This window comes from Lysobacter sp. A286 (genome assembly GCF_054052105.1).
This window is the reverse complement of the sequence record NZ_JBSVRJ010000001.1, coordinates 1,523,007-1,542,862: the sequence shown is the minus strand read 5'-3', so window position 1 is coordinate 1,542,862 and position 19,856 is coordinate 1,523,007. Positions and strand designations below refer to the sequence as shown.

The following is a 19,856-nucleotide window of genomic DNA, read 5'->3' as shown; positions in this document are numbered from 1 at the left end:
GTGCAGCAGCAAACCGTCCAGCGGTTTGCGGGCAAGACCTTCGCCTCTCCATGGCGAAGGTGCATCCATCCGATGCATTTCCGATCGTGGTTTTTCATACCTCGCTGGAACATTTGGAAATCATCATGGAATTGCTCGCCAACCCGGAAATCTGGGTCGCATTGCTGACACTGACGGCGCTGGAGCTCGTGCTCGGCATCGACAACATCATCTTTATCTCGATCCTGGCCGGGAAACTGCCCGTCGAGCAGCGCGCCATGGGGCGTCGCATCGGCATCCTCATGGCAGCCGTGACCCGTTTGATGTTGCTGTTTGCGATCGTATGGATCGTCGGACTGACCGCACCGCTGTTCTCGGTGTTCGATCATGTTTTCTCGTGGCGGGACATGATCCTGATCGGCGGTGGCCTGTTCCTGATCGCGAAGGCCACGCACGAAATCCATCAGAAGCTGGAGGGCGCAACCGAGCAGGTCGCGACGGGCGCGGCGACCGCGACCTTCGGTGCGGTCATCATGCAGATCATGGTGCTCGACATCGTGTTCTCGCTGGATTCCATCATCACGGCGGTGGGGATGGTCGACGAGCGCTGGGTGATGGTGACCGCCATCGTCATCTCGATTGTCTTCATGCTGGCGTTTGCCCGGCCGATCGGGGAGTTCGTCGAGCGCCACCCCACGGTCAAGATACTGGCGCTGGCCTTCCTGATAATGGTCGGCCTGGTACTCGTCGCCGACGGGTTTGGCCAACACATTCCCAAGGGTTACATCTATGTCGCGATGGCGTTCTCGGTGTTCGTGGAGATGATCAACCTGTGGATCCGGCGGCGCAGCAAGGAGCAGGCCGCACCGGTGGAGTTGCACGAAAAATACACCGAGGGCGGTAGCAGTCGATCTTTGCCGGCCGATTAGATTGCGGCATCGCTACCGTCCATACTTGGCACTGTGCCTGGTCATTCTCCCAACCTGATTCCGCCGCCGGTTCCGATGCAGAAAAGCGACGACCCGCCGCCGTTGCTGCCCGAACGTCCACTGCCGATGGATTGTTGTGACAGCGGCTGCGAGCGTTGTGTATCGGACATCTATGCCGACGAGATGAAACACTACGAGACCTTGCTGGCGGCCTGGCGCGCCCGAAACCCCGGGCGTGATCCGGGCCCCGGTTGAGTCGCAAGGCCCGGGTGTATCGCTCACGTGTCCGGGAGCGTGGCATTCTATGGCGCCATTCCAGTGAGCGCGGGCTGCCTTGGACCTGAACTCCATCATCACCGTGATCGACCTGGTCGGCACGTTTGCGTTTGCGATCAGTGGCGCGACCCTCGGGGTACGCAAACGGCTGGACCTGTTTGGCGTGCTGGTGCTGTCATTCGCCGCGGCAGCCGCAGGCGGCATCACCCGCGACCTGATGATTGGTGCGACACCACCGGTCGCATTGGCGAACTGGCATTACCTGGCGGTGAGTTGCCTGGCGGGTATCGTCACTTTCTATCGTTACGCCGATATCGAACGGTTGCACAATCCGGTGCGGTTGTTCGACGCAGCCGGATTGGCGCTGTTTGCAGTGATCGGCACGATCAAGGCGTTGGATCACGGGCTGGGGCCGGTGGGCGCGGTGCTGTTGGGAATGCTCAGTGGCATCGGCGGGGGCATCGTGCGGGACGTGCTGGTGGCGCGCACGCCGGTGGTGTTCCAGTCCGATTTGTATGCGGTTGCCGCGATGATTGGCGCGATCGTGATTGTCGTCGGGGATTTCTTCGACCTGCCGCTGGTGCCGGTGATGATCGTGTCCGCGGTGCTGTGCTTTGGGCTGCGCTACATGGCGATCCGCTACGATTGGCATCTGCCGGTAGCCCCGCAACGTGAACAATGATCCGTGCAACTGCTATGTTTCGATTGGGGGGTGGGCAGGGACGACGAAGGGTACGAAACGATGACGACGATGATTGCGCGGTTCCCAGCTTCGTGGCGATATCTCCCCGCCGCAGCGCTTCTGGTCGTGCTGTCTGGCTGTGCAACGGTTTCGCTGGGGTCCAAGGCGGGATACCCGGAGTACATGGCCGAGGCGGATGCCGCCGTTCGCGACGACTTGCCTGAACAGGCATTGCAGGCCTACCGGCAGGCGGCTTTGGCCGACCCGGCGCGCAAGCAACCGTGGCAGCAGATTGCGCTGCTCCAGGCCCAGGCTGGGCAGCCCGAGGCGGCGCTGGTGGCCTGCCAGGAAGTGCTGCGCCGCGACCCGGCGGACCAGCAGGCCGGCGAGCTGTTCATCGACAGCGGTCTGGACATAGCGCAAGAGACCTTGCGCCGATTGCGTGCCACTGACGCCGCGCAGGTCGAGCCGCGGCGCAAACCGGCGGAAGCACTGCTGGCCCAGATAATCGAGGTGTTTGGCGAGCAGGCGATTCCCGCCGGGATACTCGACCAACATGCAAAAAAGGCGATAGAGGCGTACAGGAGCCGGTTGCCCCGACGCTCCGTCCCGCTTCCTGGTGAGCCGCTTCCCGATCAACCGGTTGCCGACCCACTGGACGTGCTGGGAGTAAAATGAACCGTCCGGCACCGCCGCCCGCCGGTATGATGGCGGCATGTCAAAACTGCTGCTCAACCTGCGCCTGGTACTGGACGACGAGATCGATGACGTGCGGGCGATGCTCGATGAGGCACGGATCGAGTACTACGAGACCCAACCCAGTCGCTGGGGCATCTCGCATGGCGGTATATGGCTGAGCCATGACGACGACCTGCCCAGGGCCAAGCGGCTGATGGCGGAGTATCAGGCCAAGCGGCAGGCGAACGCGCGCGCCGAACATGAAGCTGCCCAGCGCGATGGCACCGCCCAGACGTTCAAGGACGTGCTGCGCGAAGAGCCTGGCCGGGTGCTGTTGGCGGTTGTCGCGACTATCGTGTTGCTCGGGCTGGTGGCGCTACCGGCGATCCTGCTGCGCGGATAGCCCCTCGGCGGCGGGCTGCGGCGTTGCAGTCGCGTTCCGACGTGGGTCGAACCACGGCAGCATCAGCTGGATCAACGGCCCGATTACCAGCATGTAGGCCACCGTGCCGATGCCAAACGTGCCGCCAAGCAGGAAGCCCGATACCAGCACGCTGCCTTCGATGATGGTGCGCACCAGGCGCACGGATCGGCCGGTCCGTCGTACCAGTCCGGTCATCAACCCGTCGCGTGGGCCGGGGCCGAAGTGCGCCCCCAGGTAGGCGGCCGTCGCCGCCCCATTGAGCACGATGCCGCCGATCAGCAACGCCGTGCGCGATGCAAGGGAGGCTTCGAGCAACCGGTCGCCAATCAGCGTGTTGACCGCGTCGAATACCAAACCGATTACCACCGCGTTGCACAGGGTGCCGACGCCCGGCTTCTGGCGGATGGGGATCCACATCAACAACGTCGCGAAGCTGACCGCAATCGTGACCCGGCCCATCGGCCAGTCGCCCTGCAACGCGATGCCCTGGTGCAGCACGTCCCATGGCATCAGTCCAAGGTCGGACTGGAGCATCATCACCATCGACACCCCGTAGGCGATCAACCCCAGGAACAACTGCAGTACGCGACGCGGCATTGGATGACCGAAAGACGACAAGGCCGTCAATTCTAGAGCGCCACGGCCAAGGCCGGGTGTGCAGGGATGGAACGTTGAGGTAGAGCGGCTACCATCAAGGTTTGTCCCTTCAGAGAATCCCGATGACCATTTCCATGCACGCCGCGTCCGTTCCCGTGTTCAAGCAGATGCTCGGCAGTCTTGCCGCGATCCTGGAGAAGGCCGAGGCGCACGCGTCCGAGCGCAAGATCGACCCGGGCGTGCTGCTGCAGGCACGCCTGTTTCCCGACATGCTGCCGCTGGTGCGCCAGGTGCAGATTGCCTGCGACTTCGCCAAGGGGGTCACCGCGCGGTTGGCCGGCGCCGAGGTGCCGGTCTATGACGACAACGAGCAAAGCATCGAGCAGCTGCGGGCCTTGCTGGAGCGCACCATTGCCTTTGTCGACAGCTTTGATGCCGCGCGCTTTGACGGCAGTGAGGCACGCGAGATCGTGACCCGTCCCGGCACCGCGAAGGAGCGTCGCTTCACCGGCCAGGATTACCTGCTGACCTATGGTTTGCCGCAGTTCTTCTTCCACGTGACCACGGCCTACGCCCTGCTGCGTCACAACGGACTGGAGATTGGCAAGCGCGATTACATGGGCGCGTACTGACCCGCGATCAAACGTGATCAGAAGCGATCGGTGACCGGCTGGTAGCGCCACTGGCCCACCGGCATCTTGTTCAGGCCGATCCGCCCGATCCGCAGACGGCGGATCGCCACTACCTCAAGGCCCACCTGCGCGCACATGTCCCGCAGCTGGCCGGGGCGCACGTCCTTGATGGCGAAGCGCAGGCGGATCTCGTTCTGCCAGCTGACCTTGCACGGCCCCAGCACGCGTCCCTGATAGCTCAGGCCACGCGCCAGGCGGCTCAGGGTGTACGGACCGGCCTGACCGCTGATCTCAACCAGGAATTCCTGCTCGAGCTTCGCGCCGTCTTCCTTCAGCCGTCGCAGGACGCGTGGATCCTGGCTCAGCACCACCAGGCCGCTGGCGTCGCTGTCCAGCGGCATCGATGGCGTCAGGTGCGAGAAATGACGCTGCAATACGCGGATGCCGCGACGGTGGTCACCCTCGACACGGCTGGACTCGATGATCAATGGGGCGCTGTCTTCAAACGCAACGCCCGCCGGCTTGTGCAGCAGCATCGTCGCCGGTTCGGCGGCTTCAAGTTGTGCGTCGGGATCCACTTCCACGCATTGCCCGGCCACCATGAACTGCGGCGACTCGACCACCTCGCCGTCCACCCGGACCCAACCCCCGGCAATGTACTGCTCGGCTTGCGCGCGTGAACATGCCGCCAACTCCGAGACCCGGCGCGACAAACGCTCGGATGACGGCGGGGCATCGTCCTGGGATGGGTCAGACATCGATGGAACCTGCATTCGGGCGGGCCAGTGTAGACGGGCCAGCGTAGATCCGCCGGCCCGGAATGACCGGGTTACGCCTCGGACTCGGGTCGATAGGTTTTGCAGAAAACCTACATCGGCTCGGCATAGGGGGCGTCGGCCAACTCCTCACCGTCCGATTGGCCAGCGTCCTGCTGGGCAGCGTGGCGGCCTTGGCGCTCCGGCGCGGCCAGCTTGCCCAGGGAGCTGGCCAGCAGCCGTTGCAGCTTGCCGGTCGCCCCGGTGATGGCCGCACGCATGGTGCCGGCCTGGTGGGTGACGGCCATCGGCTGGCGGCCTTCCAGTCGCGCCTCCATCATGCATTGCTTGTCGCCGCCGCCGCCCTTGGCGGCATTGAGATCGCTCAAATGGACCTCGACCCGCGTGACCTGGGTGCTGAACCGCCCCAGGGCATCGGTGACGACCCCCTCGACGTGGGCGGCGAGGGCATCATCGCCCTGGATGTTGTTGTCGGTATTGAGCTGGATCTTCATTCGGTAGTCTCCGGTGGGTTGGGATGTCGTGCGCGCGGATGCAAACGCGCAGGCCTATAGACACGTTAGTGGTGGCAACATTTACAGGGTGAGAAGGGATCCGACCGCCATGCGCTTGCAGCGTGGTCGCGGTTAAAATTGGCGGATGATCCTGAATGTCGCCGCCTACCATTTCACCGCCGTTGCCCAGCCCGACACCCTGGTCGACGAGCTGCGTACCCGCGCCGAGGCCGGCAACCTGCGCGGCACGGTGCTGGTCGCGCCCGAGGGGATCAACCTGTTCCTGGCCGGCGCGGAAGCTTCGGTGCAGTCTTTTTTGGTAAAGCTGCGCGAAGACCCGCGCTTTGCGGACATGGTCGTGAAGTCCAGTCGCAGCCACGCGCAGCCATTTGCGCGGCTGAAGGTGAAGCTCAAGCCGGAAATCATCAGCTTCCGTCGCGACAACGCCTCGCCGTTGGCGACCGGCCGCGCGCCGGTGGTGGCGCCGTCAGACCTCGCGCGCTGGATCGAGCAGGGCACCGACGATGCCGGCAAGCGGCTGGTGTTGCTGGATACCCGCAACCGCGAAGAGGTGGGTTACGGGACATTTTCCGGCGCACTGACGCTGCCGATCGACAATTTCACCGAGCTGCCCGAAGCCCTTGAGCCGCATCGAGACGGGTTGAGCGACGCCACCGTGGTCAGCTTCTGTACCGGCGGTATCCGTTGCGATAAGGCCGCGCTGTGGCTGCGTGCCGATGGCATGGACAACCTGCTGCAGCTCGACGGTGGCATCCTGGGCTACTTCGAGCAGGTGGGCGCGGCGGGCTACGACGGCCACTGCTTCGTGTTCGATGAGCGGGTTGCGCTGGACGCGGCATTACGACCGCTGGTCCAGCCGGAGCCTGCTGGGTAGGAATTATCGTCATTCCCGCGAAGGCGGGAAGCGCTCCACAACAGCCCAAAGGGCTGGTCATCCATGGACTTCAAACCGGTGATCTGACGGCTGGTTTGGCCCGGTCCGGCCGATTACAGGCGATACAAGTCCGTCGAGTTGGCGGCGGATAGTGATTCAGTTGACATTCCCACCATGGGAAGCTTGAGAATGGCCCGCAAGCAAGTTCCGGAGTCCGTCATGCCTGCCCCCGCCATTCCTGCAAACAACCCGCGCACCATGCGCTTCGACGTCCTCGGGATGTCATGTGCGTCCTGCGTGGGCCGGGTCGAGAAGGCGCTGGCCAAGGTGCCGGGCGTGCAGGCGGCCAGCGTCAATCTGGCCACCGAAAGCGTGGAGATCCTGGCTGGTGAGGACGTGCCGGTATCGACTCTTGTCGCCGCAGTACGCGCCGCCGGTTACGAAGTCGCGGGTGAATCGGTCGATCTGGCGATCGAAGGCATGACCTGCGCATCGTGCGCCGGCCGGGTCGAGAAGGCACTCGCGGCGGCGCCCGGTGTGCTGGAGGCCAACGTCAACCTGGCCACCGAGCGCGCCACCGTGCGTACGGTGGGCGGTACCGATCCGGCCGCGTTGATCGCCGCAGTCACCCGGGCCGGCTACGCCGCGACGTTGCCGCAGGCTGAGTCCACAGGCGACACCGCCATTTCGGCAGCGGGCGAGACAGCGGCAGCGAACCCGCGTCGCTCGCGCGAGCTGCGCCACCTCATCATTGCGATCGTGCTGTCGGCGCCGTTGATGTTGCCGATGCTGGCGATGCCGTTCGGCCACGACTGGATGCTGCCGGGCTGGCTGCAGTTCGCCTTGGCGACGCCGGTGCAGTTCTGGCTGGGTGCGCGCTTCTACCGCGCCAGCTGGGGCGCGCTGAAGGCACGCACCGGCAACATGGACCTGCTGGTCGCGCTCGGTACCAGTGCGGGCTACGGCCTCAGTCTGTTCCATTTGATCGCGCCCCATCTGTTTGCCGACGCGGGACACGGCAGCGGACATCTGTATTTCGAGGCCTCGGCGGTGGTGATCACCCTGGTTCTGCTGGGCAAATGGCTGGAAGCACGGGCCAAGCGCCAGACCACCGAGGCGATCCGTGCGCTGCAGGCGTTGCGCCCGGCCACCGCGCGGGTGCTGCGCGACGGCGTGGAGCGGCAACTGCCGCTGGCCGAGGTCGTCGTCGGCGACGAGGTCAGCGTGCTGCCCGGCGAGCGCATTCCGGTCGACGCCGAGATCATCGAAGGCCGCAGTCACGCCGACGAGTCGCTGATCACCGGTGAGTCGTTGCCGGTCGCCAAACAATCCGGTGACCGGGTGACCGGTGGCGCGGTGAACGGCGAGGGCCGGATACGGCTGCGCACGCTCGCGGTCGGCGCGGAGACCGCGTTGGCCCGGATCATCCGGCTGGTCGAGGACGCGCAGGCGAAGAAGGCGCCGATCCAGCGCATGGTCGACAAGGTCAGCGCGGTGTTCGTGCCCGTGGTGGTCGGCGTTGCCGTGCTGACGTTGCTGGGCTGGGGCGTGGTGGGCGGCGACTGGAACGTGGCGATCCTCAATGCGGTCGCCGTGCTGGTGATCGCCTGTCCGTGTGCGCTTGGGTTGGCCACGCCGACCGCGATCATGGCCGGCACCGGCGTCGCCGCCCGCGCCGGCATCCTGATCAAGGACGCCGAAGTGCTGGAAACCGCGCGCTCGTTGCAGGTGATCGCCTTCGACAAGACCGGCACCCTGACCGAAGGGCGGCCGACCCTGGCCGAACACGTAGCGGTCGATGGCGACCACGCCGCCCTGCTGCGACTGGCGGGCGCGTTGCAGTCGGGCAGCGAGCATCCGCTGGCGAACGCAGTGGTCGAGGCCGCACAGCCGGCCGGCTTCCCGCAGGCGAGCGGGGTGAGGGCGTTGGCCGGGCGCGGGCTGGAGGGTGATGTCGAGGGCCGCGACCTGCTGCTTGGCAGCTCCCGGCTGATGCAGGAGTCTGGCGTGGATCTCGGTGCCTTGCAGGCGCGCGGCGATGAGTTGGCGGCACACGGCCACAGCGTGTCGTGGGTGGCTGAGCGGACTGCGGGTGAGGCTCGCTTGCTCGGACTGCTCGCGTTCCGCGATGAGCCGCGGCCGCAGGCACGTGCCGCGATCGCTACCCTTCATCAACTCGGCCTGCGCACGGCCATGATCTCCGGCGACAACCGTGGTGCAGCCCAGGCCGTCGCCGACACGCTTGGCATCGATGACGTGCGTGCCAACGTGCTGCCCGGCGACAAGGCCGAGGCTGTGCTGGAGCTGCGCTCGCATGGCCCGGTGGCGATGGTCGGCGATGGCATCAACGACGCTCCGGCGCTGTCGGCGGCCGATGTCGGTATCGCGATGGGCGGCGGAAGCGATGTCGCCATGCACGCGGCCGGGATCACTCTGATGCGCTCCGACCCGCGGCTGGTCGCCGACGCGATCGCGGTCTCGCGCCGCACCAGTGCGAAGATCCGGCAGAACCTGTTCTGGGCCTTCATCTACAACGTGGTCGGGATTCCGTTGGCGGCGGCGGGCCTGCTCGACCCGGTGGTGGCCGGTGCGGCGATGGCGTTCTCCAGCGTCAGCGTGGTGGGTAATACCCTGTTGTTACGGCGCTGGAAGCCGCAGTCGGCGGTCGCGCTGCAGGAGCAGGATTGACATGGCCAAGACCGATCGCGAACTCCATCCGCAAGCCGGGCCGGCGCTGGCAGCCGCCCCAGGGAGGCACCAATGAGCAACATCGCCCGGCCCCGCTCAGCTTCGCCACGCGCGCCAAAGCCCGAACTGGCCGATGCCCTTGCCGACGGCCTGCACAACATCGGCCAGGCTGCCGCGCTCAGTGGTGTGTCGGCGAAGATGATCCGCCACTACGAAGCGATCGGACTGCTGCCGGCAGTGGCCCGTACCCAGGCCGGCTACCGGATCTACGATGAAATCGCGCTGCACCGTCTGCGCTTCATCCATCGTTCCCGCTCGCTGGGATTTCCGATCAAGCAAATCGAAAACCTGCTCGCGCTGTGGGACGACCGCGCGCGAGCCAGTGGCGAGGTGAAACAACTGGCGCTGGCGCACGCCGCCGAGCTGGCGAAGAAGGTCGAGGAGATGCAGGCCATGCAGCGCACGCTGGAACAACTGGCACGTCGCTGCCACGGCGATGACCGGCCGGACTGCCCGATCCTGGACGACCTGGCGGGCGACGCGTGAATCGAACAGTGCGGGTGCTCGGATTTCTGCGCGTTCGCGGCTGAAGCCGCTCCTACATGGGAGCCGCGTGCGTGGAACGGGCTTGCGTATGGCGTAGCCACTCGACGGCGCCCAAGCCTGCGCGTCGGCCGCTGGCGAAGCATGCGGTCAGCAGATAGCCGCCGGTGGGGGCCTCCCAGTCCAGCATCTCGCCAGCGCAGAAAACGCCGGGCAGTCGGGTGAGCATCAGGGCCTCGTCCATCGCTTCCAGCCGCACGCCGCCGGCGCTGCTGATGACCTCGGCGATGGGCCGCGCACGGCGCAAGGTCAGGGGCAGTCGTTTGATCGTCTGCGCCAGCAAGGCGTCGTCGCTGATGCGCTCCTTTCCCAGCACCTCGTACAACAACGCCACCTTGGCACCAGCGAGCCTGGTCTGGCGGCGCAGGTGGTCGCTGACGCTTCGGCCGTTGCGTGGTTTGCCAAGGTCGTTCTGCAGCCGTTCCAGCGTGCGGCCGGGGGCCAGGTCGAGTGTCAGCGTGGCCTCGCCGTCGCGCGCGATCGCGTCGCGCAGTTGTGCGGACAGGGCGTACACCAGGCTGCCTTCGATCCCCGTTTCGGTGACCACGCATTCGCCCTGCAGCGCGTGCTCGCCATCGGCTTCGCGCCAATGGGCGACGACCGGCTTCAACGGCGCGCCCGCATGACGGCTGGAAAAGTGTCCGCTCCAGTCGATGTCGAATCCGCAGTTGGCCGGTGCCAGCGGCGCGACATCCACGCCGCGATCGAGCAGCCAGGGTTGCCAAGCACCATCCGAGCCCAGCTGCGGCCAGCTGCCGCCACCCAGTGCCAGCAGCGTCGCCGATGCGCGGGTCTGGCGCTCGCCGTCTGCGGTCTGGAAGCGCAGCGCGTCGTCTTCGGTCCATCCCAGCCAGCGGTGTTGCACATGGAAGCGCACGCCGTCCTCGCGCAGTCGTCGCACCCAGCCGCGTAGCAGTGGCGCCGCCTTGCGGTCCAATGGAAAGACCCGGCCGGAGCTGCCGACATAGGTCTCCACATCCAGCTCGCGTGCCCAGTTGCGCACGGCGTCGGCGTCGAAGTCGTCCAGCCAGTTGGCTACCGTGCCACGGCGCTCGCGATAACGCGCGTCAAAGCCCGGTCGCGGCTCGTCGTGGGTCAGGTTCAGTCCGCCCTTGCCGGCGATCAGGAACTTGCGCCCGACCGAGCCCTTGGCCTCGAACAGGTCGACCTCGATGCCGGCCGCGCGCGCGACCTCGGCCGCCATCAGGCCGGCGGGACCACCGCCAATGATGGCCAGGCCGGGCAGGGCAGTTTGTTTGGGCATGCTCACGTCAGTGAAGTGCTCGCGCGGGGACAAGGTGCGCAGTGAAAAGTGTCGGGGGATCCAGTGTGATGCCCGGCCCGCATTATGCCGTGTCCGGCAGAGACTGCCGGGCAGTGCATCGGTGCGGTATCGTCGGCGTTTCGCATCGAACGGGAGCAGGGGCAGCATGCAGATTGACACCATCCCACGCCGGGGACTGGCGGTTGCGGTGATGTTTGCCGTGGCCATGACCACGCCTGTTGTCGCGTACGCACAAGCGGCTACCGAGTCGCACGTGGGCGAAGTGACGTCGGCGACCAACTCGACCGCGGCGTTGCCCGCGCAGTTGCAGGACTTCGACGCGTATATCGAGGACGTGCGCCAACAGTTCGACGTGCCGGCGATGGCGGTGGCCATCGTGAAAGACGGAAAGGTCGTGCTGGAGCGCGGTTACGGCTTGCGCCAACTGGATGGCACGCAGCCGGTGGACGAGCACACGATGTTCGCGATCGCCTCCAATACCAAGGCGTTCACCGCGGCCTCGCTGTCGATGCTGGCCGATGACGGCAAGCTGGAGATGGATGATCGGGTGATCGAGCACCTGCCCTGGTTCCGGATGTCCGACGCGTACGTGACCGCCGAGATGCGGATCCGTGACCTGCTCGCGCACCGCAGCGGACTGGGTCTGGGGGCCGGCGACCTGCTGTACTGGCCGGGCACCGATTACAGCACCGAGGAGGTCGCGCGCCGGCTCAAGGATGTGCCGCTGGATGCCAGCTTCCGCGCCCAGTACGCCTACGACAACATCCTGTTCGGGGTTGCACAACTGGTGGTCGAGGCGGCCAGCGGGCAAACCTACAAGGACTTCCTGCAAACGCGCATCTTCAAGCCGCTGGGCATGGACGAGACACGTTTCAACAGCGACTATTTGAAGCCCGGTGATAGCGTCGCCACGGGCTATTCGAAGGCCGACTTCACCACCCTGGTGGAAGCGCCAAAGCTGTCGTGGGGCAATGTGTCCGGAGCCGGCGGCCTGTACTCCAGCGTCCACGACCTGACCAAGTGGGTGCAGGTGCAGCTCGACCAGGGTGTGATCGCACCGGCCGGTGGCGCCGGCCAAGACGACCAGGAACCTGCCCGGCTGTTCAGCGAGAAGCGCCAGCAGGAAATGTGGTCGGTGCTCACTCCGATCCGGGTCCGCGAGCCTTCGGTTCCCGAACTCGCCGCCGCCACGCCCAACTTCATGGGCTATGGCGAGGGCTGGTCGTTGTCCGACTATCGCGGCGAGAAGCTGGCATGGCACACCGGCGGCTGGCCGGGGTATGTCTCGCGCATCACCATGGTCCCCGAACAGGAGCTGGGCATCATCGTGTTGACCAGTGCCGAGGCCGGCGGCGCGTTCCAGGCCGTGACAATGCGCGCACTGGATGCCTATCTGGACGCGCCGAAAACCGACTGGACGGCGGCCTACATCGCCGCCCAGGGTAGCTCTCAGGACAAGGCGGCCAAGGATTGGCAAGCCCACCTGGATGCGCGTGACGCGGGGTCCAAACCCTCGCTGCCATTGGCGGACTATGCCGATACCTACCGCGACCCCTGGTACGGCGACGTGGTGATCAGCCAGGACGACGGCAAACTGCGGATCCGCTTCACCCACACCGCCGCGTTGGTCGGCAGCCTGGAGCCGTGGCAGAACGACACCTTCGTGGTGCGTTGGGACCAGCGCTGGTTGAATGCCGACGCCTTCATGAGCTTCGCGTTGGACCCCGATGGGCAAATCCGCGAGGCGCGGATGGAAGCGATTTCCCCGGCGACGGATTTCAGTTTCGACTTCCACCATCTGCGACTGGCACCGGTGGAGAAGGACAAGCCGTCACCGGGTTAAGGGAGCCCGAATACCTCGATCTTTGCTCGTTCAGACGTACAGAAACACTTTTACGCTGGTGACAGGAGGCCGTTGGCCGTGCCGTTTTCCGGCTGCTCGAAGACCACCACGTGTTCCAGATCCAGTCGTATGCCGATGGCTTGGCCGATGGCGTGGTCGTGGTGCGAGGGCACCAGCGCCTGCACCAGGCCGCCGCCGTCGAGTTGCAGGGTGTAGAGGAAGTCCGCGCCGCGGAAATGACGGCGCACGATCCGTGCCTGCAGCGGTGCGTCGTCGTCGTGGATGACGTCGTCGGGGCGCAGCAGCATGTCCACGTCGGTGCCGGGAGGGTCGAGCAATTGATGGTCGGCGGTGAGCACGCCGAATTCGGTGCCGACATGACCGTCGTCGACGACCCGTGCGGGCAGCAGCACGCCTTCGCCGACGAAGCCGGCTACGAAGCGGTTGGCGGGGCGGTGGTAGAGGTCGTAGGCGCTGGTCCATTGCTGCAGCCGGCCGTGGCCGATCACGCCGACCCGGTCGGCCATCGCGAACGCCTCGGCCTGCGAGTGGGTGACCAGCAGGGCGCCGATACCAGTTGCCTTCAGGGCCTCGCGCACCTGCAGGGCCAGGCGTTCGCGCAGGTCGGGATCGAGACTGGAAAACGGTTCGTCCAGCAACACCAGCCGTGGTTGCGGGGCGAGGGCGCGGGCGACGGCAACACGTTGTTGCTGACCGCCCGACAATTGGTGCGGCTGGCGCTTGGCAGTGTCGGCCAGGCCGACCAGTTCGAGCATCTCGCGGGCGCGTGCGATCGCTTTCGCGCGCGGCCAGCGGAACAACCCGAATCGCACGTTGTCGAGCACGCTCAGGTGCGGCAACAACGCGTGGTCCTGGAACACCATGCCGATCTGGCGTTGCTCCGGCGGCAGTCGCACGCCGTCGCCGACCAGCAGTTGCCCATCGGCGCGGATGCGGCCCCGCATCAGTGGCTCGAAGCCGGCCACCGCGCGCAGCAAGGTAGTCTTGCCGGCGCCCGACGGGCCGAGCAGGCAGCCGATCTCGCCATCGGCCAGGGTCAGACTGGCGCCTTCCAGCACGATGCGGCCGTCGTAGCCGACTGCAGCGTCGTCGATATCAAGTTGCATGACGGCTCCGCCGTGTCAGTGCGATCACCGGGATCAGGCCGGCCAGGGCAATCGCCAACGAGGGCAGGGCAGCGCGGGCGTATTCGCCTTCGTTGGTCAGCTCGAACACGCGCGTGGCCAGGGTGTCCCAGCCGAACGGTCGCATCATCAGGGTAATTGGCATCTCCTTCATTGTGTCCACAAATACCAGCAGGGCGGCCGTGGCGAAACTGCCGCGCAACAACGGCCAGTGCACCTGCCGCAGTTGGCGCGCGCCGGTCACGCCGAGGCTGCGACTGGCTTCCAGCAGTTGCGGGCGGATCCGCAGCAGGCCGCCGGCTACCGGAGTGTGGGCCACGGCCAGGAAGCGGATGCCATAGGCGACAAGCAACAGCAGCAGGCCGCCTTCCAGCGGGACATCCCAGCCGCGGGTTTCCATCAGCCAGGTCGAAAATTGCGCGACCGGGACATACAGGCCGATGGCCAGCAACGCGCCCGGCAGGCCGTAACCGAGGGTGGTGATGCGGGTGATGGTGGTGGTGAGCAGTCCAGGTTGCTCGCGTGCCGCCAGTGCGATCGCGAACGCGGCGGCGGTCGTCAGCGCGGCGGCCATCGCCGACAGCGACAACGCATTGCGCAGGCTGGCGAGGTACCGCAGGTCGAGGTCGGCCAGATGGGCCAGGCCATCCCACGCCAATTGAGCTAGCGGCAAGACCAGCGCCGCGAACAGCACCAGCGCGCAGCCGCCCGTGGCCCACCAACCGCGGCGGCCGAGTGGAATCCGGGCGGCCTCGGCCAGACCGACGCGGGCGAACGATTGACGCTTGCGCGACGCGGCTTCCAGGCCGACCAGCACCAGCACGCCGATCAGCAGCACCGCAGCGATCTGCAGCGCGGTATCGGTGGAGAACAACGCGAACCACGCCTTGTAGATCGCTGTGGTGAAGGTCTCGTAGTTGAACGCGGACACGGCACCGAAGTCGGCCAGCGTCTCCATCAGCACCAGCAGGGTGCCGCCGGCGATCCACGGTCGGGCCATCGGCAGGCTGGCGTGCCAGAACGCCCGCCACGGCCCCATGCCCAGCGCGCGGGCCGCTTCCATCGCCCGTGCGCCCTGGCTGGCGAAGGCCTCGCGGGCGACCAGGTAGACGTAGGGATACAGCGCCAGCGTCATCACGGCGATCAGGCCACCGCGCGAGCGGATGTCCGGCAGCTGCGTCCCGGCGAATTCACGCAGGAAGGTGGTCAGCGGCGCGCTGTAGTCGAACAGCCCGATGAAGGCCACGGCGAGCACGTAGCCCGGTACCGCCAGGGGCAGTACCAGCAGCCAGGCGAACACCCGCCGGCCGGGAAATTCGCACAAGGCGACCAGTGCCGCCAGCGCCGTGCCCAGCACCGCAGTGCCCACGCCGACGCCGAGCAACAGCCACAAGGTGTTGCCGGCCACCTGTGGCAGTACGTACTGCCACAGGTGTTGCAAGGTGTCGCCGTCGGGCCGCGCCAGTGCCGCCAGGGTGGCGGCCAGCGGGATCAGGCTCGGCAAGCTCAACGCGACCGCGAGCCAAGTCCATCCCCGCAAGCCGATCACCTGGTGGACGCGCCCGGGAGCGTGCCGACGTTGGAGCGGATCAGCGATAGCCGGCACGATCCATGAGCTTGACGGCCTCGGCCTGCATCGCGCCGGCCTCGGAGACGTTGATCAGGTCCTGACGGTAGTCGCCCCAGGCCGCGATCAGCGGGTCGGTGGCGACGGTCGGATTGGCCGGGTACTCCAGGTTCTCGCCCGCAAACAACGCCTGGGCCTGGCCATCGGACAGCCACTCGATAAACGCAATGGCGGCTTCGGGGTGCGGGGCGTATTTGGTGACGCCCGCGCCGGACACATTGACGTGCGCGCCGCGCTCGCCATCGGCCTGGTTCGGCCAGAACACGGTGACCGTCAGGTCGGCATCCTTGCGCAGCGCGCGGCCCAGGTAGTAAGTGTTGGTGATGCCTACCGCGCAGCGCCCGGCAGCAATCGCGTCGATCACCTCGTTGTCGCTGGCCATCGGTGCCGCGGCGAGGTTGGCGACCCAGCCCTTCACGACCTGCTCGGTTTTCTCCGCACCCAGGCTGGCCATCATAGTGGCGACCAGGCTCTGGTTGTAGACCGAGTTGCTGGTACGCAGGCACAGCTTGCCTTTCCACTTCGGGTCGGCCAGTTCTTCATACGTCGACAGCGTGTCGGCTGGGGCGGCCGCTGGGTTGTGGATGATCGTGCGTGCACGCACCGACAGGCCGAACCAGCGATTGTCCGGGTCGCGCAGGTTCGACGGGATGTTCTGCTCCAGCCGCGTCGACGTGATCGGCTGCAGCAGATCCAGATTGGTCGCCTGCCACAGGTTGCCGGCGTCCACGGTGATGAACACATCGGCGGGACTGCGACTACCTTCCGCCTTCAGTCGCTCCATCAGCGGCGGCGCCTTGTCGGTCAGGTAGGTGATCTTGACGCCGGTCTGCTCGGTGTACTGGTCGAACAACGGTTTGAGCAATTGCTCGTTGCGGGAGGTGTAGACCACCAGCTCCGCCGGTGCCGCATCACCGGCGTCGGCGTCGGTGCCAGATACCGTGGATGGCGATTGATCGGCGGAGCACGCCGCCATGGAAACCAGGATAGCGACGGACAAGGACAGCAATCGCACGGTGAGCACCTCGAATAGCAGTAAATGAGAATCGTTATTATCCACGAATCGCCGCAGCCCTGCATGGAGAATCCGTTGCAAGGCCCCATATCCAAAGTTAATCCTCAGCTTGGTCTTCAAATGACTCCCTATTCATTGCTCGATCTGGCGCCCGTTACCGAAGGCAGCGACATCCGCCAGGCATTCGCAAACACTCTGGATCTGGCGCGCAACGCGGAGCGCTTTGGTTATAACCGCTACTGGCTCGCCGAGCACCACAACATGCCCGGTATAGCCAGCGCCGCGACCGCGGTGTTGATCGGCTACGTGGCGGGCGGCACGTCGACGATCCGGGTGGGGGCAGGCGGCATCATGTTGCCCAACCATTCGCCGCTGCAGGTGGCCGAACAATTCGGAACACTGGCGTCGCTGTATCCCGACCGGATCGACCTGGGACTGGGGCGCGCACCCGGCACCGACCAGGCGACCGTGCGTGCCTTGCGCCGTTACCACGAGGGTGCGGATGCGTTTCCGCATGATGTTGCCGAACTGCTGGGCTACTTCCGTCCGGCGAAGCCTGGCCAGCCGGTGCGCGCTGTGCCAGGCGCCGGGGTCGAGGTGCCGGTGTGGCTGCTTGGCTCAAGCCTGTTCAGCGCGAGGCTTTCTGCGGCGATGGGCCTGCCATTCGCCTTTGCGTCGCACTTTGCGCCCGGCTCGATGGATGAGGCGTTGGCGCTGTATCACCGCGACTTCACCCCGTCGGCGCACTTGTCGAAGCCCCACGCCATGCTCGCCCTCAACGTCGTGGGGGCGGAGACCGATGCGGCCGCTCGGCGGCTGTTCACCAGTCAGCAGCAGTCGTTCGTGAGACTGCGCCGCGGCGACATCGGACTGGTCCCACCGCCGATCGATGACATAGATTCGTGGTGGAGCCCGCAGGAGAAGTTGGGGGTGGAAAGCGCGCTGTCCTGCTCGGTGGTCGGCAATGCCGAGACGCTGAAGGAAGGGATCGCCGCCTTCATCGACCGCCACCGTCCCGATGAGTTGCTGCTAACGGCCAACATCTTCGACCACGCTGCCCGCGTGCGCTCGTTCGAGATCGCCGCCGAGGTGATGCGCTCGCTTCAAGGCACAGCATGAGCATGACTGCGTCCCGAACCGCGCTGGTCGCCGGCTACACCGGGCTCGTTGGCCGCCATCTGCTGGCGCAATTGCTGGCAGGCCGGCCGTACGCGAACATCAAGTACGCGCACATCAAGGCGGTGGGCCGGCGGGCACCGCCCGGGGACGATGCGCGAGTCGAGGCGCTGGTGACCGAGCTGGGCGACCTCGCCGGCATGCGCGAGCGGCTCGCGGCCGATGACGTGTTCTGCTGCCTGGGCACCACGCTGCGCACGGCGGGCTCGCGCGCGGCTTTCGAGCATGTCGATTTCGACATGGTGGTGGACCTGGCGCGCGCGGCCCGTGCCGCCGGTGCGCGGCGCTTCTTCCTGGTGTCCGCGCTGGCAGCGAATGCGAACTCGCGGGTGTTCTACAACCGCATCAAGGGACGCGCCGAGGCGGCGGTGCGTGCGATCGGGTACGAGACACTGCACATCGTGCGGCCCTCACTGTTGCTGGGTGAGCGCGGCGAGTCGCGTCCCGGCGAGGACTTCGCGCAGAAGCTGCTGCCTGCACTCGGCCGGTTGCTGGTCGGGCCGCTGGCGGCGTATCGCGCGGTGCCTGCCGAGGACGTGGCGCGCGCACTGGTCGAGCTGGCGGCACGGGAACAACCGGGCGTGACGATTTCCACCCTGCCGCTGCGCTGAGTCGCTGCCTCCGCACCGCGACCTTGCGTCCTGTCGCCGCGCTACGGCTTCCGCACGCCAATCAGTTCGACCTCGAACACCAGCGATGCGCCGGGCGGGATGGCCCCGCCGGCGCCCTTTCGCCCGTAGCCGTAGGCGGCCGGAATCAGCAGGATCCGCTGTCCGCCGACCCGCATGCCGGCCACGCCTTCGTCCCAGCCGCGGATGACGCGGCCGGCACCAAGCAGGAAGGTGATCGGCTCGCCGCGTTCGCGTGAACTGTCGAACTGTTTTCCGTGCTGGTCGGGAGCGTCCTGGTCATACAGCCATCCGGTGTAGTGGACGTCGACGGTGTCTCCGGGAGCGGCCACCTCTCCGCTGCCGGTCTTCAGGTCGATGCGTTGCAACTCGTCCACGCTTCCACCAGCGGGTGGCTGGGACGGTGTGCAGGCAGCCAGCATCGCGATGATCATGGTGGAGATGGCGAGGCGGGGAATCATTCGGCGCATGGGTGGGAGACTGAAAAAGTGGAACCCGGAGCCTAGCCGATCTGCCGGGCGTGCGGCCGCGACCGGGGTCGGTTTGGGGCGACGGTTAAACCGGAGGGGAAAATCGCCCATACTGCTTGGTCCTCCGAAGGCCGAACGTCAATAATGAAGACTCCCGCCGGCTTGCAGCCGTTGATCGATGAAGGTGTGATCGACGAGGTGCTGCGCCCGCTCAAGAGTGGCAAGGAAGCATCGGTCTACGTGGTCCGGTCCGGCCACGAGATCCTGTGCGCCAAGGTCTACAAGGACATGGCGCAGCGCAGTTTCCAGCAACGCGTGCAGTACCAGGAAGGCCGCAAGGTCCGCGGCAGCCGGCAGGCACGCGCGATCGGCAAGGCGACCAAGTTCGGCCGCAAGGAACAGGAGGCCGCCTGGAAGAATACCGAGGTCGATGCACTGTACCGGCTGGTCGATGCCGGGGTACGGGTCCCGCATCCGAAAGGCTATTTCAACGGCGTGCTGGTGATGGAACTGGTAACCGATGCCGATGGCCATTCGGCTGCGCGGCTAGGCGAGGTCGAGCTGGCGCCGGACCAGGCGCGCGGCTTCCACCGGTATCTGGTCCGCCAGGTCGTAAAGATGCTGTGCATCGACCTGATCCACGGCGACCTGTCCGAGTACAACGTCCTGGTCGGCCCGGAAGGCCCGGTGCTGATCGATTTCCCGCAGGTGGTCAGCGCCTCGGGCAACAATGCCGCCCGCCAGATGCTGCAGCGCGACGTCAACAACCTCACCCTGTGCCTGGGCAAGATTGCCCCCGAATTGCTGTCTACCCACTACGCGGAAGAAATGTGGGCCTTGTACGAGAAAGGCAAATTGCGGCCCGACAGCGAGCTCACCGGAGAGTTTGAATTCGACGAGTCCACTGCCGACCTGGACAGCGTGCAACTGGCGATCCGCGATGCCCGCGAAGAGGCGTTGATTCGCCAGCAGGGGCGCGAAGCCGCCGCCGAGGCAGACTGACCGTCGGCCCT

The 19,856-nt window shown here is 66.2% G+C and carries 21 protein-coding genes; 13 read left to right on the top strand and 8 right to left on the bottom strand.

The features are described from left to right. Positions 1-125: 125 nt before the first annotated feature. The 5 genes from ACW7G0_RS07100 to ACW7G0_RS07080 all read left to right on the top strand — a co-directional run bounded on the left by ACW7G0_RS07100 (position 126) and on the right by ACW7G0_RS07080 (position 2,947). Positions 126-908 (top strand): TerC family protein, encoded by a 783-nt coding sequence (locus tag ACW7G0_RS07100; RefSeq protein WP_456988602.1) that lies wholly within the window; start codon positions 126-128, stop codon positions 906-908. Positions 909-983: 75 nt separating this feature from the next. Beyond that, positions 984-1,163: an oxidoreductase-like domain-containing protein gene (locus ACW7G0_RS07095; protein WP_456988600.1), complete on the top strand. Its 180-nt coding sequence runs from the start codon at positions 984-986 to the stop codon at positions 1,161-1,163. A gap of 85 nt (positions 1,164-1,248) precedes the next feature. Beyond that, positions 1,249-1,866, top strand: coding sequence for a trimeric intracellular cation channel family protein (locus ACW7G0_RS07090; RefSeq protein ID WP_456989477.1), 618 nt, complete (start codon positions 1,249-1,251; stop codon positions 1,864-1,866). A 60-nt stretch (positions 1,867-1,926) separates the two neighbouring features. Further along, entirely contained in the window at positions 1,927-2,544 is a 618-nt protein-coding gene (locus ACW7G0_RS07085; RefSeq protein WP_456988598.1) for a hypothetical protein, read from the top strand. A gap of 37 nt (positions 2,545-2,581) precedes the next feature. Beyond that, on the top strand, positions 2,582-2,947 hold the full coding sequence (locus ACW7G0_RS07080; RefSeq protein ID WP_456961294.1) for a DUF6164 family protein: 366 nt from the start codon (positions 2,582-2,584) through the stop codon (positions 2,945-2,947). Here the strand turns inward: ACW7G0_RS07080 and yczE are convergent. Continuing rightward, complete coding sequence (yczE, locus tag ACW7G0_RS07075) at positions 2,921-3,565, bottom strand: membrane protein YczE (protein WP_456988596.1); 645 nt, start codon at positions 3,563-3,565, stop codon at positions 2,921-2,923. The two genes, ACW7G0_RS07080 and yczE, sit on opposite strands and share 27 nt — an antisense overlap. Before the next feature lie 122 nt (positions 3,566-3,687). Between yczE and ACW7G0_RS07070 the strand changes: the two genes are divergently transcribed. Continuing rightward, positions 3,688-4,197, top strand: a complete 510-nt coding sequence (locus ACW7G0_RS07070; protein ID WP_456988594.1) for a DUF1993 domain-containing protein — start codon at positions 3,688-3,690, stop codon at positions 4,195-4,197. 17 nt (positions 4,198-4,214) lie between these two features. On the opposite strand, the gene ACW7G0_RS07065 is transcribed toward ACW7G0_RS07070, so the two are convergent. Continuing rightward, positions 4,215-4,955 (bottom strand): rRNA pseudouridine synthase, encoded by a 741-nt coding sequence (locus tag ACW7G0_RS07065; protein ID WP_456988592.1) that lies wholly within the window; start codon positions 4,953-4,955, stop codon positions 4,215-4,217. Positions 4,956-5,065: 110 nt separating this feature from the next. Then, entirely contained in the window at positions 5,066-5,467 is a 402-nt protein-coding gene (locus tag ACW7G0_RS07060) for an HPF/RaiA family ribosome-associated protein (RefSeq protein WP_456988590.1), read from the bottom strand. Positions 5,468-5,612: 145 nt separating this feature from the next. On the opposite strand from ACW7G0_RS07060, the gene ACW7G0_RS07055 reads away from it, so the two are divergent. The 3 genes from ACW7G0_RS07055 to cueR all read left to right on the top strand — a co-directional run bounded on the left by ACW7G0_RS07055 (position 5,613) and on the right by cueR (position 9,596). Then, the gene (locus ACW7G0_RS07055) at positions 5,613-6,362 is read left to right on the top strand and encodes a sulfurtransferase (protein ID WP_456988588.1); all 750 of its coding nucleotides are present in this window, start codon (positions 5,613-5,615) and stop codon (positions 6,360-6,362) included. A 219-nt stretch (positions 6,363-6,581) separates the two neighbouring features. After that, positions 6,582-9,050 carry a heavy metal translocating P-type ATPase gene (locus ACW7G0_RS07050; RefSeq protein ID WP_456988586.1) on the top strand — a complete coding sequence of 823 codons (2,469 nt, stop codon included), beginning with the start codon at positions 6,582-6,584 and terminating at the stop codon, positions 9,048-9,050. 72 nt (positions 9,051-9,122) lie between these two features. Beyond that, on the top strand, positions 9,123-9,596 hold the full coding sequence (gene cueR / locus ACW7G0_RS07045; RefSeq protein WP_456988584.1) for a Cu(I)-responsive transcriptional regulator: 474 nt from the start codon (positions 9,123-9,125) through the stop codon (positions 9,594-9,596). A 52-nt stretch (positions 9,597-9,648) separates the two neighbouring features. On the opposite strand, the gene ACW7G0_RS07040 is transcribed toward cueR, so the two are convergent. Continuing rightward, positions 9,649-10,917 (bottom strand): TIGR03862 family flavoprotein, encoded by a 1,269-nt coding sequence (locus ACW7G0_RS07040; RefSeq protein WP_456988582.1) that lies wholly within the window; start codon positions 10,915-10,917, stop codon positions 9,649-9,651. A 166-nt stretch (positions 10,918-11,083) separates the two neighbouring features. Between ACW7G0_RS07040 and ACW7G0_RS07035 the strand changes: the two genes are divergently transcribed. Next, positions 11,084-12,781 carry a serine hydrolase gene (locus ACW7G0_RS07035; protein WP_456988580.1) on the top strand — a complete coding sequence of 566 codons (1,698 nt, stop codon included), beginning with the start codon at positions 11,084-11,086 and terminating at the stop codon, positions 12,779-12,781. A 50-nt stretch (positions 12,782-12,831) separates the two neighbouring features. Here ACW7G0_RS07035 and ACW7G0_RS07030 read toward each other — a convergent pair whose 3' ends face one another. Genes ACW7G0_RS07030 through ACW7G0_RS07020 form a run of 3 tightly spaced genes read right to left on the bottom strand, consistent with a single transcriptional unit; the run spans position 12,832 to position 16,568 of the window. Beyond that, positions 12,832-13,908: an ABC transporter ATP-binding protein gene (locus ACW7G0_RS07030; RefSeq protein WP_456988578.1), complete on the bottom strand. Its 1,077-nt coding sequence runs from the start codon at positions 13,906-13,908 to the stop codon at positions 12,832-12,834. Beyond that, positions 13,898-15,466, bottom strand: coding sequence for an ABC transporter permease (locus tag ACW7G0_RS07025; RefSeq protein ID WP_456988576.1), 1,569 nt, complete (start codon positions 15,464-15,466; stop codon positions 13,898-13,900). Before ACW7G0_RS07025 ends, ACW7G0_RS07030 begins: the two co-directional genes overlap by 11 nt. Positions 15,467-15,515: 49 nt before the next feature. Next, positions 15,516-16,568 carry an extracellular solute-binding protein gene (locus ACW7G0_RS07020; protein WP_456988574.1) on the bottom strand — a complete coding sequence of 351 codons (1,053 nt, stop codon included), beginning with the start codon at positions 16,566-16,568 and terminating at the stop codon, positions 15,516-15,518. 120 nt (positions 16,569-16,688) lie between these two features. On the opposite strand from ACW7G0_RS07020, the gene ACW7G0_RS07015 reads away from it, so the two are divergent. Both ACW7G0_RS07015 and ACW7G0_RS07010 read left to right on the top strand, forming a co-directional pair. Further along, positions 16,689-17,687, top strand: coding sequence for an LLM class flavin-dependent oxidoreductase (locus ACW7G0_RS07015; protein WP_456988572.1), 999 nt, complete (start codon positions 16,689-16,691; stop codon positions 17,685-17,687). Between the two features lie 2 nt (positions 17,688-17,689). Beyond that, positions 17,690-18,355, top strand: coding sequence for an NAD(P)H-binding protein (locus tag ACW7G0_RS07010; RefSeq protein WP_456988570.1), 666 nt, complete (start codon positions 17,690-17,692; stop codon positions 18,353-18,355). Between the two features lie 41 nt (positions 18,356-18,396). On the opposite strand, the gene ACW7G0_RS07005 is transcribed toward ACW7G0_RS07010, so the two are convergent. Beyond that, on the bottom strand, positions 18,397-18,843 hold the full coding sequence (locus ACW7G0_RS07005) for an FKBP-type peptidyl-prolyl cis-trans isomerase (RefSeq protein ID WP_456988569.1): 447 nt from the start codon (positions 18,841-18,843) through the stop codon (positions 18,397-18,399). A 144-nt stretch (positions 18,844-18,987) separates the two neighbouring features. Here ACW7G0_RS07005 and ACW7G0_RS07000 point away from each other — a divergent pair, with 144 nt between their 5' ends. Continuing rightward, positions 18,988-19,845, top strand: a complete 858-nt coding sequence (locus ACW7G0_RS07000; protein WP_456961309.1) for a PA4780 family RIO1-like protein kinase — start codon at positions 18,988-18,990, stop codon at positions 19,843-19,845. The last annotated feature ends 11 nt before the right edge of the window (positions 19,846-19,856 follow it).